Origin of the sequence: Pseudomonas sp. SG20052 (assembly GCF_031766055.1) — a bacterium.
Taxonomy (GTDB): domain Bacteria; phylum Pseudomonadota; class Gammaproteobacteria; order Pseudomonadales; family Pseudomonadaceae; genus Aquipseudomonas; species Aquipseudomonas mandelii.
In genome coordinates this window covers 1,078,948-1,093,354 of the sequence record NZ_CP134498.1, presented here as the reverse complement: position 1 = coordinate 1,093,354, position 14,407 = coordinate 1,078,948, and the positions used below count along the sequence as shown (strand labels likewise).

18 protein-coding genes are annotated in these 14,407 nt (G+C 58.7%); 12 read left to right on the top strand and 6 right to left on the bottom strand.

Annotated elements, in window-relative coordinates:
* The first annotated feature begins 194 nt into the window (after window positions 1-194).
* From RHP74_RS04820 to RHP74_RS04775, 10 genes are all read left to right on the top strand, one after another.
* Window positions 195-1,169 carry a KpsF/GutQ family sugar-phosphate isomerase gene (locus RHP74_RS04820; protein ID WP_010463314.1) on the top strand — a complete coding sequence of 325 codons (975 nt, stop codon included), beginning with the start codon at window positions 195-197 and terminating at the stop codon, window positions 1,167-1,169.
* A complete protein-coding gene (locus RHP74_RS04815) occupies window positions 1,169-1,693 on the top strand; it encodes an HAD family hydrolase (RefSeq protein ID WP_007941249.1) in 525 nt (174 codons plus the stop codon). Before RHP74_RS04820 ends, RHP74_RS04815 begins: the two co-directional genes overlap by 1 nt.
* A gap of 7 nt (window positions 1,694-1,700) precedes the next feature.
* Window positions 1,701-2,273 (top strand): LPS export ABC transporter periplasmic protein LptC, encoded by a 573-nt coding sequence (lptC, locus tag RHP74_RS04810; RefSeq protein ID WP_010463318.1) that lies wholly within the window; start codon window positions 1,701-1,703, stop codon window positions 2,271-2,273.
* Window positions 2,260-2,808, top strand: a complete 549-nt coding sequence (lptA, locus tag RHP74_RS04805; RefSeq protein WP_042932376.1) for a lipopolysaccharide transport periplasmic protein LptA — start codon at window positions 2,260-2,262, stop codon at window positions 2,806-2,808. Before lptC ends, lptA begins: the two co-directional genes overlap by 14 nt.
* Window positions 2,808-3,533, top strand: a complete 726-nt coding sequence (lptB, locus tag RHP74_RS04800) for an LPS export ABC transporter ATP-binding protein (protein WP_010463322.1) — start codon at window positions 2,808-2,810, stop codon at window positions 3,531-3,533. The genes lptA and lptB overlap by 1 nt, the downstream gene beginning before the upstream one ends.
* A 184-nt stretch (window positions 3,534-3,717) precedes the next feature.
* Window positions 3,718-5,211: an RNA polymerase factor sigma-54 gene (locus RHP74_RS04795; protein ID WP_010463324.1), complete on the top strand. Its 1,494-nt coding sequence runs from the start codon at window positions 3,718-3,720 to the stop codon at window positions 5,209-5,211.
* A 74-nt stretch (window positions 5,212-5,285) separates the two neighbouring features.
* Window positions 5,286-5,594: a ribosome hibernation-promoting factor, HPF/YfiA family gene (gene hpf, locus RHP74_RS04790; protein WP_007941242.1), complete on the top strand. Its 309-nt coding sequence runs from the start codon at window positions 5,286-5,288 to the stop codon at window positions 5,592-5,594.
* Window positions 5,595-5,606: 12 nt separating this feature from the next.
* Window positions 5,607-6,071, top strand: coding sequence for a PTS IIA-like nitrogen regulatory protein PtsN (ptsN, locus tag RHP74_RS04785; RefSeq protein ID WP_056742951.1), 465 nt, complete (start codon window positions 5,607-5,609; stop codon window positions 6,069-6,071).
* Between the two features lie 2 nt (window positions 6,072-6,073).
* On the top strand, window positions 6,074-6,931 hold the full coding sequence (gene rapZ / locus RHP74_RS04780; protein WP_145306962.1) for an RNase adapter RapZ: 858 nt from the start codon (window positions 6,074-6,076) through the stop codon (window positions 6,929-6,931).
* A 15-nt stretch (window positions 6,932-6,946) separates the two neighbouring features.
* Entirely contained in the window at window positions 6,947-7,222 is a 276-nt protein-coding gene (locus RHP74_RS04775) for an HPr family phosphocarrier protein (protein ID WP_221108290.1), read from the top strand.
* An 8-nt stretch (window positions 7,223-7,230) separates the two neighbouring features.
* On the opposite strand, the gene RHP74_RS04770 is transcribed toward RHP74_RS04775, so the two are convergent.
* Genes RHP74_RS04770 through RHP74_RS04750 form a run of 5 tightly spaced genes read right to left on the bottom strand, consistent with a single transcriptional unit; the run spans window position 7,231 to window position 10,994 of the window.
* Entirely contained in the window at window positions 7,231-8,124 is an 894-nt protein-coding gene (locus RHP74_RS04770) for a ZIP family metal transporter (RefSeq protein WP_311098097.1), read from the bottom strand.
* 30 nt (window positions 8,125-8,154) lie between these two features.
* A complete protein-coding gene (locus RHP74_RS04765) occupies window positions 8,155-8,766 on the bottom strand; it encodes a superoxide dismutase (protein ID WP_083375016.1) in 612 nt (203 codons plus the stop codon).
* Between the two features lies 1 nt (window position 8,767).
* Window positions 8,768-9,196 (bottom strand): hypothetical protein, encoded by a 429-nt coding sequence (locus RHP74_RS04760; RefSeq protein ID WP_311098095.1) that lies wholly within the window; start codon window positions 9,194-9,196, stop codon window positions 8,768-8,770.
* A 27-nt stretch (window positions 9,197-9,223) separates the two neighbouring features.
* A complete protein-coding gene (locus tag RHP74_RS04755) occupies window positions 9,224-10,606 on the bottom strand; it encodes a class II fumarate hydratase (RefSeq protein ID WP_311098093.1) in 1,383 nt (460 codons plus the stop codon).
* Window positions 10,581-10,994 carry a FagA protein gene (locus RHP74_RS04750; protein WP_077747419.1) on the bottom strand — a complete coding sequence of 138 codons (414 nt, stop codon included), beginning with the start codon at window positions 10,992-10,994 and terminating at the stop codon, window positions 10,581-10,583. Before RHP74_RS04750 ends, RHP74_RS04755 begins: the two co-directional genes overlap by 26 nt.
* A 370-nt stretch (window positions 10,995-11,364) precedes the next feature.
* Between RHP74_RS04750 and RHP74_RS04745 the strand changes: the two genes are divergently transcribed.
* On the top strand, window positions 11,365-12,312 hold the full coding sequence (locus RHP74_RS04745; RefSeq protein WP_042932411.1) for an IS110 family transposase: 948 nt from the start codon (window positions 11,365-11,367) through the stop codon (window positions 12,310-12,312).
* A 105-nt stretch (window positions 12,313-12,417) separates the two neighbouring features.
* Here the strand turns inward: RHP74_RS04745 and pmbA are convergent, their stop codons facing one another.
* Window positions 12,418-13,764 (bottom strand): metalloprotease PmbA, encoded by a 1,347-nt coding sequence (gene pmbA / locus RHP74_RS04740; protein WP_010463346.1) that lies wholly within the window; start codon window positions 13,762-13,764, stop codon window positions 12,418-12,420.
* 108 nt (window positions 13,765-13,872) lie between these two features.
* Here pmbA and yjgA point away from each other — a divergent pair, with 108 nt between their 5' ends.
* Window positions 13,873-14,397 carry a ribosome biogenesis factor YjgA gene (gene yjgA, locus RHP74_RS04735; protein ID WP_010463348.1) on the top strand — a complete coding sequence of 175 codons (525 nt, stop codon included), beginning with the start codon at window positions 13,873-13,875 and terminating at the stop codon, window positions 14,395-14,397.
* Window positions 14,398-14,407: the final 10 nt, after the last annotated feature.

Sequence of the window (14,407 nt, the reverse complement as noted above, 5' to 3'; positions counted from 1 at the left end):
CGGCGAACTATATCACTGCAAAGGCCAAGCGCCCAAGGCCCACGCCGGCCCATGTTCAGCAACTTGACAGGCAAAAAGCCTTGTTCAGAAGGGATTCAGTAACAGGGAATGACAAAGCGTGACGAACTTGCGTGAGGGTTTTGATCATTACCGCTATAATCGCCGCCTTTTCATCAGGCTATACGATTTCTGACATGAGCCAATCCAGCGACCTGATTCAATCTGCACAACGCACCATCCGCCTCGAACTGGAAGCCGTACAAGGCTTGCTGCCCCATATCGACGCAGATTTTGTACGCGCTTGCGAGATGATTCTGGACAGCAAAGGCCGCGTGGTCGTGGTCGGCATGGGCAAATCGGGGCACATCGGCAACAAGATCGCCGCCACCCTGGCCAGCACCGGCACCACGGCCTTTTTCGTGCACCCGGCCGAAGCCAGCCACGGCGACATGGGCATGATCACCCGCGACGACATCATCCTCGCGCTGTCGAACTCCGGCTCCACCAATGAAATCGTCACCCTGCTGCCCCTGATCAAGCGTCTGGGCATCAAATTGATCAGCGTGACCGGCAACCCGGACTCGCCGCTGGCCAAGGCCGCCGAGGTCAACCTCAACGTTCACGTCGAGCACGAAGCCTGCCCGCTGAACCTGGCACCGACCTCGTCGACCACCGCCGCGCTGGTCATGGGCGATGCCCTGGCCGTTGCGCTGCTGGAAGCCCGGGGCTTTACCGCTGAAGACTTCGCCTTTTCCCATCCAGGCGGCGCGCTGGGTCGACGCCTGCTGCTGAAAGTCGAAAACGTCATGCACGCTGGCCAGGAGCTGCCGCAGGTTCAGCGCGGTACGCTGCTCAAGGATGCGCTGATGGAAATGACTCGCAAGGGCCTGGGCATGACCGTGATCCTGGAAGCCGATGGCAAACTGGCCGGGATCTTCACCGACGGTGACTTGCGCCGCACACTGGACCGCAGCATCGACATCCACAGCGCCACCATCGATCAGGTCATGACCGCGCACGGCAAGACTGCTCGCGCCGAAATGCTCGCCGCCGAAGCCCTGAAAATCATGGAAGACCACAAGATCAACGCACTGGTCGTGGTCGACAGCGAAGACCGCCCGGTCGGCGCCTTGAACATGCACGACTTGCTGCGTGCGGGAGTAATGTAATGAGCACGGACCTGCTGCAACGTGGCAAACAGATCAAACTCGCGGTGTTCGACGTCGATGGCGTACTGACCGACGGGCGCCTGTACTTTCTCGAAGACGGCAGCGAATTCAAGACGTTCAACACCCTCGACGGTCAAGGCATCAAGATGTTGATGGCAGCCGGCGTGCAGACCGCTATCATCAGCGGCCGCAAGACCCCGGTGGTCGAACGGCGGGCGAAGAACCTCGGCATTCCACACCTTTACCAGGGTCGTGAAGACAAACTGGTGGTGCTCGACGAACTTCTTGCCCAACTCAACCTAAGCTATGAACAGGTCGCCTACCTGGGCGACGACTTGCCGGACCTGCCGGTGATTCGCCGCGTGGGTCTGGGCATGGCCGTAGCAAACGCTGCCAGCTTCGTGCGTGAACACGCCCATGGCATCACCCTGGCCCGTGGTGGCGAGGGTGCCGCTCGCGAATTCTGTGAATTGATCCTGCGCGCCCAGGGCCGCCTCGATGCGGCCAACGCCGCGTACCTGTGAGCCCATTATGCTGAGCAAAAAGATTCGTAACATCCTGGTGTTCGGCTGCATCGCGGCGCTGTTCGCCGCGGTCGGCTACTGGAACATCAGCCCGGAACGCTTCCTCGACAAGCCGGTGGTCACGGTCGATGAAAGCGCAATCGACTATTACGCCCTCAACGCCCACAGCGTTCAGTACCTGCCGGACGGCAAACTGCAATACGAAATGACGTCCGACAAGGTCGAACACCTGAAAGCGAGCGAGGTGACGTTGCTGACCAACCCTGACCTGAACATGTTTCGCGGTACGCAGTTTCCGTGGCACGTCCAGAGTGAGCGCGGCGAAGTCAACCCGGACGGCACTCAGGTCGAGCTGATCGACTCGGTGCGCATCACCCGTTTCGACGAGAAAAACCGCCGAACCCTGATTACCACCACCCGAATGACGGTGTTCCCGCAGCAGCAATATGCGCAGACCGATCAACCCGTTAGAATCGACGGCGCTGGCGGTGTATCGACAGGCAACGGAATGAAAGCGTATTTGAAAGAAAGCAGGATACACCTGCTATCGAACGTAAGAGGACAGTATGAGGCTCGTTAAAACTCTCCCTATTTTGCTCAGTCTGGGCGCAGCACTGGGAAGCGTGAGCGCCTGGGCTCTGCCGAACGATCAAGAGCAGCCTATCCGCATTCAGGCCGACGACGCCCAACTGGACGACAAGAATGGCGTTGCCACCTATAAAGGTGACGTGATCATCACTCAGGGCTCGATGAAGGTCACCGGCAATACCGTGACCATCACCCGTACCCCGGCTGGCGACATCGACGTGGTGACCTCGGTGGGCAACCTCGCCTACTTCGAGCAGATGCAGACGGCCGGCGACACCAAGCCTGTTCAGGGCTGGGGCGTGACCATCCAGTACCACGCCTCGCAAAACCGCGTCGTGCTGATCGACAAGGCAAAAGTCGTCGACAAGGACAACAACGTCACCCAGGGCGAAAAAATCGTCTACGACACCCAGAAAAAGCTTGCGAGCGCCGGGCGTGCTACGGGTAGCAAGGTTACCGAGTCGCGTCCGCGCATCGACATGGTGATCCAGCCCAAGCCGAAAAACGACGCGAAAAAGGCTCCTTAATGGCAACTCTGAAAGCTCAGCATCTGGCCAAGAGCTACAAGAGCCGCCAGGTCGTGCGTGACGTCAGCCTGTCCATCGACAGCGGTCAAATCGTCGGCCTGCTAGGCCCTAACGGCGCCGGCAAGACCACCTGTTTCTACATGATCGTCGGCCTGGTGCAGGCCGATCAGGGTCGCGTGCTGATCGACGACCTGGACGTCAGCCACCAGCCAATGCACGGTCGTGCGAAGGCCGGTATCGGCTATCTTCCGCAAGAAGCGTCGATCTTCCGCAAACTCTCGGTCGCCGATAACATCATGGCCATCCTCGAGACCCGCAAGGAACTCGACAAGGCCGAGCGTCGCAAGGAACTGGAAAGCCTGCTGCAGGAATTCCACATCAGCCACATCCGCGACAACCTAGGCATGAGCCTGTCCGGTGGTGAACGTCGTCGGGTGGAAATCGCCCGGGCACTGGCCACCAACCCGAAATTCATCCTCCTCGACGAACCATTCGCCGGTGTGGACCCTATTTCGGTGGGCGACATCAAGCAGATCATCTACCACCTCAAGGCCAAAGGCATTGGCGTGCTGATCACTGACCACAACGTCCGTGAAACCCTGGATATCTGCGAAACCGCCTACATCGTCAACGATGGTCAACTGATCGCCGAAGGTGACTCCGCCACCATCCTGGCCAACGAACTGGTTAAGGAAGTGTATCTGGGCCATGAATTCCGCCTTTAAGCAGTAAGGTGTCTGGCTGATTGTCCGAGCGCTCGTCTCGATAAAAAATCAATACTTTTTTATTGTTACAGCGCTCTAGGCAAACGCTGCAGTTTCGGGCATATAATTTGCTTATGTTTGGCGCTCCGGCGCCCTGTAGTGGATGGCGCATGTGCGCCGGCGAATAAGGTGTTAAGCCCCTGCCATGAAACCATCGCTAGTCTTGAGAATGGGCCAGCAGCTGACGATGACACCGCAGCTGCAACAGGCCATCCGCCTGCTCCAATTGTCGACCCTGGACCTGCAACAGGAAATCCAGGAGGCCCTGGAGTCCAATCCGATGCTCGAACGCCAGGAAGAAGGCGACGACTTCGATAACGCCGACCCCTTGGCCGACAAAGCCGAACAGCTCCCCAACGCCGACATTTCGGAACCCTCCTACCAGGAAACCGCCCCGACGGTGGATAACCTCGAGGAAGGCGACTGGAACGAGCGCATTCCCAACGAGCTGCCCGTTGATACCGCGTGGGAAGACGTCTACCAGACCAGCGCCAGCAGCTTGCCGAGCAACGATGACGACGAGTGGGATTTCACCACCCGCACATCGGCCGGTGAAAGCCTGCAAAGCCATTTGTTGTGGCAACTGAACCTGGCACCGATGTCCGACACCGATCGTCTGATCGCCGTGACCCTGATCGACTGCATCAACAATCAGGGCTACCTGGACGAAACCCTCGAGGAAATTCTCGAGGCCTTCGATCCGGAACTGGACATCGAACTGGACGAGATCGAAGCCGTCCTGCACCGCATCCAGCAATTCGAACCGGCCGGCATTGGCGCCCGCAACCTGGGCGAATGCCTGCTGCTGCAATTGCGCCAACTGCCTGCCAAGACGCCTTGGCTGGCCGAAGCGAAACGCCTGGTCACCGACTACATCGACCTGCTCGGCAGCCGCGATTACAGCCAGCTGATGCGTCGCATGAAGCTCAAGGAAGATGAGCTGCGCCAGGTCATCGAGCTGGTGCAGAGCCTCAACCCGCGCCCGGGCTCGCAGATCGAGTCCAGTGAAGCCGAATATGTTGTCCCTGACGTGATCGTGCGCAAGGACAATGAGCGCTGGCTGGTCGAGCTGAACCAGGAATCGGTGCCACGGCTGCGGGTCAACGCCCAATACGCCGGTTTTGTGCGCCGCGCCGACACCAGCGCCGACAACACCTTCATGCGCAATCAGTTGCAAGAGGCCCGCTGGTTCATCAAGAGCCTGCAAAGCCGCAACGAAACCCTGATGAAAGTAGCCACTCAGATCGTCGAGCATCAGCGCGGCTTTCTTGAATACGGCGACGAAGCGATGAAGCCGCTGGTCCTGCATGACATCGCCGAAGCGGTGGGGATGCACGAGTCGACGATTTCACGGGTCACCACGCAAAAATTCATGCATACCCCTCGGGGCATATATGAACTGAAATACTTTTTCTCCAGCCACGTCAGCACCTCCGAAGGCGGTGAATGCTCGTCCACGGCGATCCGCGCGATCATCAAAAAACTGGTTGCTGCTGAAAATCAGAAAAAGCCGTTGAGTGACAGCAAGATCGCTGGTTTACTGGAGGCACAAGGCATTCAGGTGGCTCGCCGCACCGTCGCCAAGTACCGTGAATCCCTCGGGATCGCGCCTTCGAGCGAACGCAAGCGGTTGATGTAGAGCCACGCCACAGCGTTCCAGTGGCAGGCATTTCTGCCTGCCGCTTTATGCACTGGCAACGAAGGAGAAGCTGTATGCAAGTCAACATCAGTGGACACCAACTGGAAGTGACCGAACCTCTTCGCACCTACATCGGCGAAAAACTCGAACGATTAGAGAGGCATTTCGACAAGATCACCAACGTGCAGGTCACAATGACGGTCGAAAAGCTCAAGCAGAAAATCGAAGCCACGCTGCATATTCCCGGCAATGAAGTGGTCGCAAACGCGGAGCATACCGATATGTACGCGGCGATCGACGCACTGACCGACAAGCTGGATAAACAACTCAAAAAGCATAAGGAAAAGACCCAAAGCCTCCTCCAGGGCGCGACCGGTCGTTAACACTCCCAACCCATGATCCGACTTGAAAGCATCCTGACCCCCGGCCGTTCCCTCGTGAACGTGCCGGGCGGCAGTAAAAAGAAAGCCCTCGAGCAAATTGCCAACCTTATCCACAAAGAAGTGCCGGATCTGGAGATGCAAGATGTCTTCGAGGCTCTGATTGCCCGTGAAAAACTCGGCTCAACCGGTTTTGGCAACGGCATCGCCATTCCCCACTGCCGCCTGAAGGGCTGCACCTCGCCCATCAGCGCCCTGATGCACCTTGATGCACCCATTGATTTCGACGCCATCGACGGCGCCCCGGTCGACCTGCTGTTCGTTCTGCTGGTCCCGGAAGCCGCTACCGATGCGCACCTGGAGTTACTGCGCCAGATCGCCAGCATGCTCGACCGCAAGGAAGTGCGCGAAAAACTGCGCAGCGCCCCGAGCAATGAAGCCTTGTATCAGGTTGTCCTGGACGAGCAAAACGGTCATTAACCATGCGCTTGATCATCGTCAGTGGCCGATCCGGCTCAGGTAAAAGTACCGCACTCGATGTTCTCGAGGACAACGGCTACTACTGCATCGACAACCTGCCCGCCGGATTGCTGCCGGAACTGGCCGAGCGCGCGCTGATTCATACCGAGCTGGCACAACCGCTGGTCGCGGTATCCATCGATGCTCGCAACCTGCCTAGTCACCTGTCGCGGTTTCCGGAATTGCTTGAAGAAGTCCGCAGCCGGCATATCAAGTGTGATGTGCTGTACCTGGACGCCGACGAAGAAACGTTGCTCAAACGCTTCTCGGAAACCCGCCGCCGCCACCCACTGAGTACTGCCCACCGTTCGTTGGCGGAGGCGATTCAGGACGAAACCAGTTTGCTGGGGCCGATCGCCGATCTGGCGGACCTCAAGGTGAACACCACCAACCTGAACCTGTATCAGCTGCGCGATACCATCAAGCTGCGTCTGCTGAACCAGCCAGATAGCGGCACTGCGTTCCTGGTGGAATCTTTCGGGTTCAAGCGGGGCATGCCGGTTGATGCAGACCTGGTGTTCGACGTGCGCTGCCTGCCCAACCCTTACTGGAAGCCGGAATTGCGCGACCAATCAGGGCTTGATCAACCGGTGGCCGAATACCTGGCGGCACAACCGGACGTCGAAGAGATGTTCCAGGACATCTCCACTTACCTGCTCAAGTGGTTGCCGCGCTTTGCCGCCAGCAACCGCGCTTATGTCACCATTGCCATTGGCTGCACCGGCGGGCATCACCGCTCCGTCTACCTGACCGAACGTCTGGGCCAGGTCCTGCAACAATCCCTGAAGAACGTCCAGGTTCGCCACCGCGACCTCAGCTAAAGGATTCACATCGCGATGCCTGCTCGGGAAATTGAAATCATCAACAAGCTGGGCCTTCATGCCCGCGCTTCGGCAAAATTCGTTGGCGTTGCGGGTCAGTTCCCGGGTTGCACCATCAGAGTAGGACGTACGCCAGAATCCGCGGTCGATGGCAAAAGCATCATGGCCATGATGATGCTTGCGGCCGGCAAGGGCACCAAAATCCACCTGAGCACTGAAGGCGAGCAGGAACAGGAAGCGATGGATGCGCTGGTCGCACTGATCGATAACTACTTCGACGAAGGCGGTTGAACATTCGCCTAAGCGAGCGCCGTATCCATCACCATCATCAAACAAAACCCGATCAACAACCCAAGACTTGCCAGCTTGTCGTGACCATTGCGCCGCGACTCGGGAATCACTTCATGGGTGACCACCAGCAACATCGCCCCCGCCGCCAACGCCAACCCTAACGGCAACAGCAATTCGGCCAGGCTCACCAGCCAGGCGCACAACAGCGCAAAGACCGGCTCCACCAGACCTGATGCCGCACCGATCAGGAAAGCTTTGACCCGCGACATCCCCGCCCCTGCCAGTACCAGCGCAATCACCAACCCTTCCGGCACATCCTGCAACGCAATGCCCATGGCCAGGCTGTCAGCATCCGGCATCCCACCACCGGCCGAAACCCCGACCGCCATGCCTTCGGGGATGTTATGGGCAATGATGGCAAATACAAACAACCAGATCCGTGGCGGGATGACCGGGCGCTCCTGGGTTCCAACGAGCATTTCCGGCGAGGCGCCCGACACTTTACGGTCCACCAGAAACAGCCCGAACGCGCCAAGCATGATGCCGAAGCTGATAAGGCCACTGGCCGCCCAGGGTGTCAGCCCCAGGCTTTCAGCAGCCGAGATCCCCGGAACGATCAGCGAAAACGCCGTCGCCGCGAGCATCACTCCGGCACCAAAACCGAGCAACGTATCGCTGACCGCCTGCGGCATGCGGCGAATCACCAGCACCGGAACCGCGCCCAACGCAGTGCCCAGGGCACAAATCGCCCCGCCCTGCAGTGCACGCAGCAGCTTGGGTTCGAGATCGAGCCACGCCAGCCCGTGCGCGACCAACAACGACATGCCCGCCAGCAGCAACAGCGATCCCAACGCGTAACGAAACATTCGTCCGCTGCCAAACGCCAGTGTTTCAGTGCCCATAGTCAGCCTTGGATTGTTTTTATAGAGGACTTAAACCAGCGCAGCCTGATAACGCGTAGCGACTTCAGGCCAATTGATCACGTTGTAGAACGCATTGATGTATTCCGGACGACGGTTCTGATATTGCAGGTAGTAAGCGTGCTCCCACACATCCAGGCCAAGGATCGGCGTATTGCCATTCATCAATGGGCTGTCCTGGTTGCCGCTACTTTCCACTATCAGGGTCTTTTGCGGCGTGACGCTGAGCCAGGCCCAGCCACTGCCAAAGCGGGTCAGCGCAGCTTTGGTGAAGGCATCCTTGAAACTGTCCAGGCCACCCAGTTGCTCATCAATCGCCTTGGCCAGCGCACCTTCGGGTTTGCCGCCACCGTGAGGCGCCATCACTTCCCAGAACAGCGAATGGTTGGCGTGGCCGCCGCCCTGATTGATCACCGCCGCGCGGAGTTTTTCCGGCAGCTGCCGGACGCTGGCGACCAGTTTTTCCACCGACCACTCGGCAAATTCGGTGCCTTCGACCGCGGCGTTGAGATTATTGATGTAGGTCTGGTGGTGCTTGGTGTAATGGATCTCCATGGTCTGCGCATCGATATGCGGTTCCAGGGCATCGTAAGCGTAAGGCAGGGCAGGCAAGGTAAAAGCCATTTCAATGGACTCCATGGTGTAGAGGCGCAGGCGATACGGTATCGGTGTGCAGCAAACGGTGGGTGCGCGGATATTCGCTGTGGTCGCTGATGAAATTCAGCAGCTCGACATAGGTTTTGCTGCTTTGGCGCTGTGCGGCTTCACGCAGTGCCGGGGGCAGGCGCGGGTCCTGCAGGGTTTGCAGCAACCGCTGATGGATCGCGCACAAATATTCGGCGCTCTCCTCCGGCTGGTTCAGACGCAAATGCAGATCCGCCAGGTTGTGATGGGAAATCACGCAGGCCGCCACCGCTTCGTCGGCATCCGCCCAGCGCTCGAACAACACCTGGGCCAGGGCAAGTGCCTGCAAGTAAGCCTCGCGGGCATCGACCAATTCGCCCAGCATGAAATGGCGATTGGCCCTTTCGATCGTGCGTTTCCAGTGCTCCATGGTGAGCCTCCAAAGCGGTAGCGGTGATTACACGCCGCCTGCGGTGAGCTTCTCTGGGTTGAGTAATTCTTCCAGTTGGCTGCGCGTCAGGTCGGTGTGCTCCAGGGCGACATCGATCACCGGACGCCCCTGTTGATAGGCCTTCTTGGCGATTTCAGCGGCTTTTTGGTAACCAATGATCGGGTTGAGTGCGGTCACCAGAATCGGGTTGCGCGACAGCGCCTCTTTGATTCGAGATTCGTTGACCTTGAAGCTGGCGATGGCCTTCTCACCCAGCAGATGACTTGAGTTGGCCAGCAATTCGATGCTGCTCAGCAGGTTCTGGGCGATGATCGGCAGCATCACGTTCAGCTCGAAATTGCCTGACTGACCGGCGATGGTGATGACTGTGTCATTGCCGATCACTTGGGCGGCGACCATGGCAGTGGCTTCCGGGATCACCGGGTTGACCTTGCCGGGCATGATCGAAGAGCCCGGCTGCAAGGCTTCAAGTTCGATTTCGCCGAGGCCGGCCAGCGGGCCGGAGTTCATCCAGCGCAGGTCGTTGGCGATTTTCATCAACGAAACCGCTGTCGCTTTAAGCTGGCCGGAGACTGCCACCGCGGTGTCCTGGGAGCCGATCAGCGCAAACAGATCCTTGCCCGGCGTGAACTGAACGTGGGTCAGCTCGCTCAGCTGTTGGCTGAAACGCGCTGCGAATTGCGGATGTGCATTGATCCCGGTGCCGACCGCCGTACCGCCCTGAGCCAGGGATTGCAGGCTCGGCAGCAAGTCCTGCAAGTGACCGATGTTGGCCTTGAGCTGCTGCGCCCAGCCATTCAGGACCTGACTCATGCGCACCGGCATGGCGTCCATCAAGTGCGTGCGACCGGTTTTGACGTGGTGATGAACCTCTTCAGCCTTTCGCTCGATGACCTGTACCAGACCCACCAGCGCCGGCAGCAGCTGCTCATGCAAGGCAAGTGCAGCGCTGACATGGATGGTGGTCGGGATAATGTCGTTGCTGCTTTGACCGCAGTTCACATGATCATTAGGGTTCACCGGCTCGCCGAGCAGGCGGCTGGCCAGGGTGGCAATCACTTCGTTGGCGTTCATGTTGGAACTGGTGCCGGAACCGGTCTGGAAGATGTCCACCGGGAAGTGCTGCATGAAGTCGCCCTGAAGCAGCCCCAGTGACGAATCGACGATGGCTTTGCCCTGGGATTCGCTGATTTGCTTGAGCTCGACATTGGCACGGGCAGCGGCGGCTTTGGCCAGAATCAGCGACCGGATGAACTGCACTGGCATCGGCTTGCCGCTGATCGGGAAGTTATCCACCGCACGTTGGGTCTGTGCGCCATAGAGGGCGTCCACCGGGACTTGAAGCTCGCCCATGCTGTCACGCTCAATACGAGTCTGAGGGTCTGTCATCAGAAAATCCTTGCACCAGTTCGTTTAGGGGAATCGAGGGCTGTAACTCGCAGATCGCCAATTGCCAGGTGTAGCTTTGCCAGCGTTTGAGGCGGCATTTGCACAGAGAGAGGCGTTCGAGTTCGCGCAGCGGGCGCCAGGCTTGGTCGAGGCAGTAAGTCCGCCAGTGCCACGGCAGCGCGACATCGGCGGCGGTGTCGAGCAACAAACGGAAGGACGTCTCGGCGATGGTCCAGGGAGAAGTGGCCGTGCAACACGCCAGATACCGGCCTTCAGCCAGGTAATGTTCGATCAGGCGCGGCTCGTCGGGGTCCATCGCGCAACGGATCTGGCGACTCATCCAGCGCCAGCTTTCGAGGTAAGGCTGCTCGTGCAAGGCAGAACTCATGATCCGGGCTCACTCGGTAATGAGATTTATTATTAGATGATAATGAGAACCAAAACAACCCCGTGAGCACGCACCGAAATCCATTGTGGGAGCGAGCCTGCTCGCGAAGGCGACCGAATATTCAATATCTGTGTCGTCTGACACTCCGCTATCGCGAGCAGGCTCGCTTGTATGGTAGGACTTGAAGGGAGGAGGAGGGACAAGGCTCGATTCTGACTGTTGACGCAGTACAGACTGTGGGAGATTTCGCCCCTCCTCCTTTCACCCAAGCGCCGATAAAGAATGCATCTGGCTAGACCGACGATAGGAACAAGCCTGCGCCTCTGGGTGAGCCCTTCAAGTGCTCAAACCTTATCTCGGAGGAAATCCCATGGCAATGCCGGTCTCTCTATCAAAACCGATCGTGGGCGTGGATGTCGCCAAGAATGAACTGGTGATTTATCAGGCTGATAACGATTTGCTTAAAGAGATTCCCAACACTAAAACATCCATCAAGCAGTGGCTGAATACGTTGCCGGGGACGGTGGCTATTGCCATTGAGGCGACCAACATCTATCACCTGGACTTTGCTGATCTGGCCTATGAGGCCGGATGTGCGATTTACATGGTGGGAGGCTATGAACTCAAACATTATCGCGAAGGCGTGAAAATCCGCGCCAAAACCGACGCGCTGGACGCCAAGTTGCTGGCCCGTTACCTGAAGAACGAAGCCGAGGAGTTGCGCCCTTGGACCCCTCCATCACCGCTGTACCGCCAGCTCCTGAGCCTCTTCCGCCGCCGGGCTGCCTTGGTCCAGGCTAGGGTTGGCCTGGTGCAGAGTTGGTCGAATGAGCCGCTGCTGAAAGCGGCTTTTGCAGAACAAGTGAAGTCCATGCAGCAGCTTGAAACGCTGATCGAAAAGACGATCAACGATCAGCTCAAAGAAGCCGGTTTACTCGGTCAACTGAAACGTTGCCTGAAAGTTGAAGGCATTGGATTTTTGACTGGGGCTCGCTTGATAACTGCATTTCAGCGCGGGGATTTTAGAAACGCGGATGCGTTTATCGCCTTCCTGGGCATGGATTTACGGGTGTCTAAATCAGGACAGAAGGACGGTCGCCGCAGTTTGACCAAGCGCGGTGACCCCGAGGCCCGCCGGCTTCTGCACAATGCAGCGATGTCGGCTAGCCGTACGAAAGCCTGGAAAGGGTTTTACGAAGCCCAAAGAGCCCGGGGCTTCAGCACTACTGAGGCGCTGGTGATGCTGGCTCGCAAGCTTGCGCGGGTGGCATTCGCCTTGCTGAAAGGGCAGAGCGAATATCAGTCAAAGGTCAGTTGAGGGTTTCCCCTCAACCATAGAATCTCCCACAGGGAACGGTGCATGGCACATAAAAAAAGCGCGCCACCTGATGGGTGGCGCGCTTTTTTGCTTAGCGGTAAGGGTTTAGCTGCCCGCGACGGTCATCCGCTCGATCAACACCGAACCGGTGCGAATATTACTGCGCAATTCCAGGTCATTACCGACGGCAACGATCTGCTTGAACATGTCGCGCATGTTGCCGGCGATGGTCACTTCCTGGACCGCGAACTGGATTTCGCCGTTCTCGACCCAGTAACCCGCCGCGCCCCGGGAGTAATCGCCGGTGACCATGTTCAGGCCCTGGCCCATCAGCTCGGTGACCAGCAAGCCACGCCCCATGCGGCGCAGCAAGGCGGCTTGGTCTTCATCACCATGGGTGACGAACAGGTTGTGCACGCCACCCGCGTTGGCGGTGCTCGGCATGCCCAACTTGCGCCCGGAGTAAGTGCCGAGGATGTAGGACACCAACTCGCCTTTCTCGACGAACGGTTTGGCGTAAGTCGCCAGACCATCACCGTCGAACGCCGAACTGCCCATGGCGCGCATCAAGTGTGGACGCTCATCAATGGTCAGCCATTCCGGGAACAGTTTCTGACCCAGCGTGCCTTCAAGGAACGACGATTTGCGATACAGGCTGCCGCCGGAAATCGCCGAGAGGAAGCTGCCGAACAAGCCACCGGCCAGTTCCGCGGAAAACAGCACCGGCACTTCACAGGTCGGCACCGGACGCGCGCCCAATCGGCTCGCGGCCCGTTGCGCGGCACGCTGGCCGATGCTCACCGGGTCGGCCAACAAGTTACCCTGACGGTTCACGTCGTACCAGTAATCGCGCTGCATCTGGCCGTCAGCCTCGGCGATCATCACGCAGCTCAGGCTGTGCCGGGTCGACGCATAACCGCCAATAAAACCGTGGCTGTTGCCGTAAACGCGACAGCCTTGATGGGTGCTGAGGGTCGTACCGTCGGCGTTCTTGATCCGACTGTCGGCGGCAAATGCCGCGGCTTCGCAGGTCAGCGCCTGCTCAATGGCCTGCTCCGGGGTGATGTCCCATTCATGGAACAGGTCGAAATCCTGCAGATCCCTGGCCATCAGCGCGGCATCTGCCAAGCCGGAAGCTTCGTCTTCGGAGGTGTGCTTGGCGATGGCCAACGCCGCCGCGACGGTTTCACGAATCGCCTCAGGACCACTGGCCGAGGTGCTGGCCGAGCCTTTGCGCTGACCGACGTACAAGGTGATGCCAAAGCCCTGGTCGCGGTTGAATTCGACGGTTTCGACTTCACGCTGGCGCACCGAGGTGGACAGGCCCTGCTCCAGGGACACGGCCACTTCACAGGCACTGGCCCCCTGACGCTTGGCTTCAGCGATGATCTGCTCGACTTGTTCTTGCAGTGCCGGCAACGCTTGTGGGCCGACGCTTTCAACTGCACTCATGCTGTTCTCCACTCAAATTCTGCTTTCGGCTGGGGCCTTCGAGCGACCGGGCCGGACAAGCGGCCCCCGACTGGTTATCATGGCGGCGTTTCTTTGCGGACGGCCACCATGGTTGATTCTTACGACGACTCCCTCGATACGGGAGAAAAAAGCAAATCCCAGGTTAAACGCGAGCTTCATGCTCTGGTTGACCTCGGCGAGCGCCTTACAACGCTCAAGCCTGACTTGCTGGCAAAACTGCCGTTGACCGACGCTATGCGCCGGGCACTGGCTGATGCGCCCAAGCACACCGCGAATATCGCGCGTAAACGGCACCTTATGTTCATCGGCAAACTGATGCGCGATCAGGACACTGACGCCATTCTGGCGCTGCTCGATCAACTCGATGCCTCCACCCGGCAGTACAACGAACGTTTCCATGGCCTGGAACGCTGGCGCGATCGCTTGATCGCGGGCGACGATGCGGTCCTGGAGAAGTTCGTGCTCGACTACCCGGAGGCTGATCGTCAGCAGTTGCGCTCCCTGATCCGTCAGGCCCAGCACGAACTGGCGACCAACAAGCCACCGGCATCGAGCCGTAAAATCTTCAAGTACATCCGTGAGCTGGACGAGACTCAACGCGGCCTGCGTTAAATCTCGAATC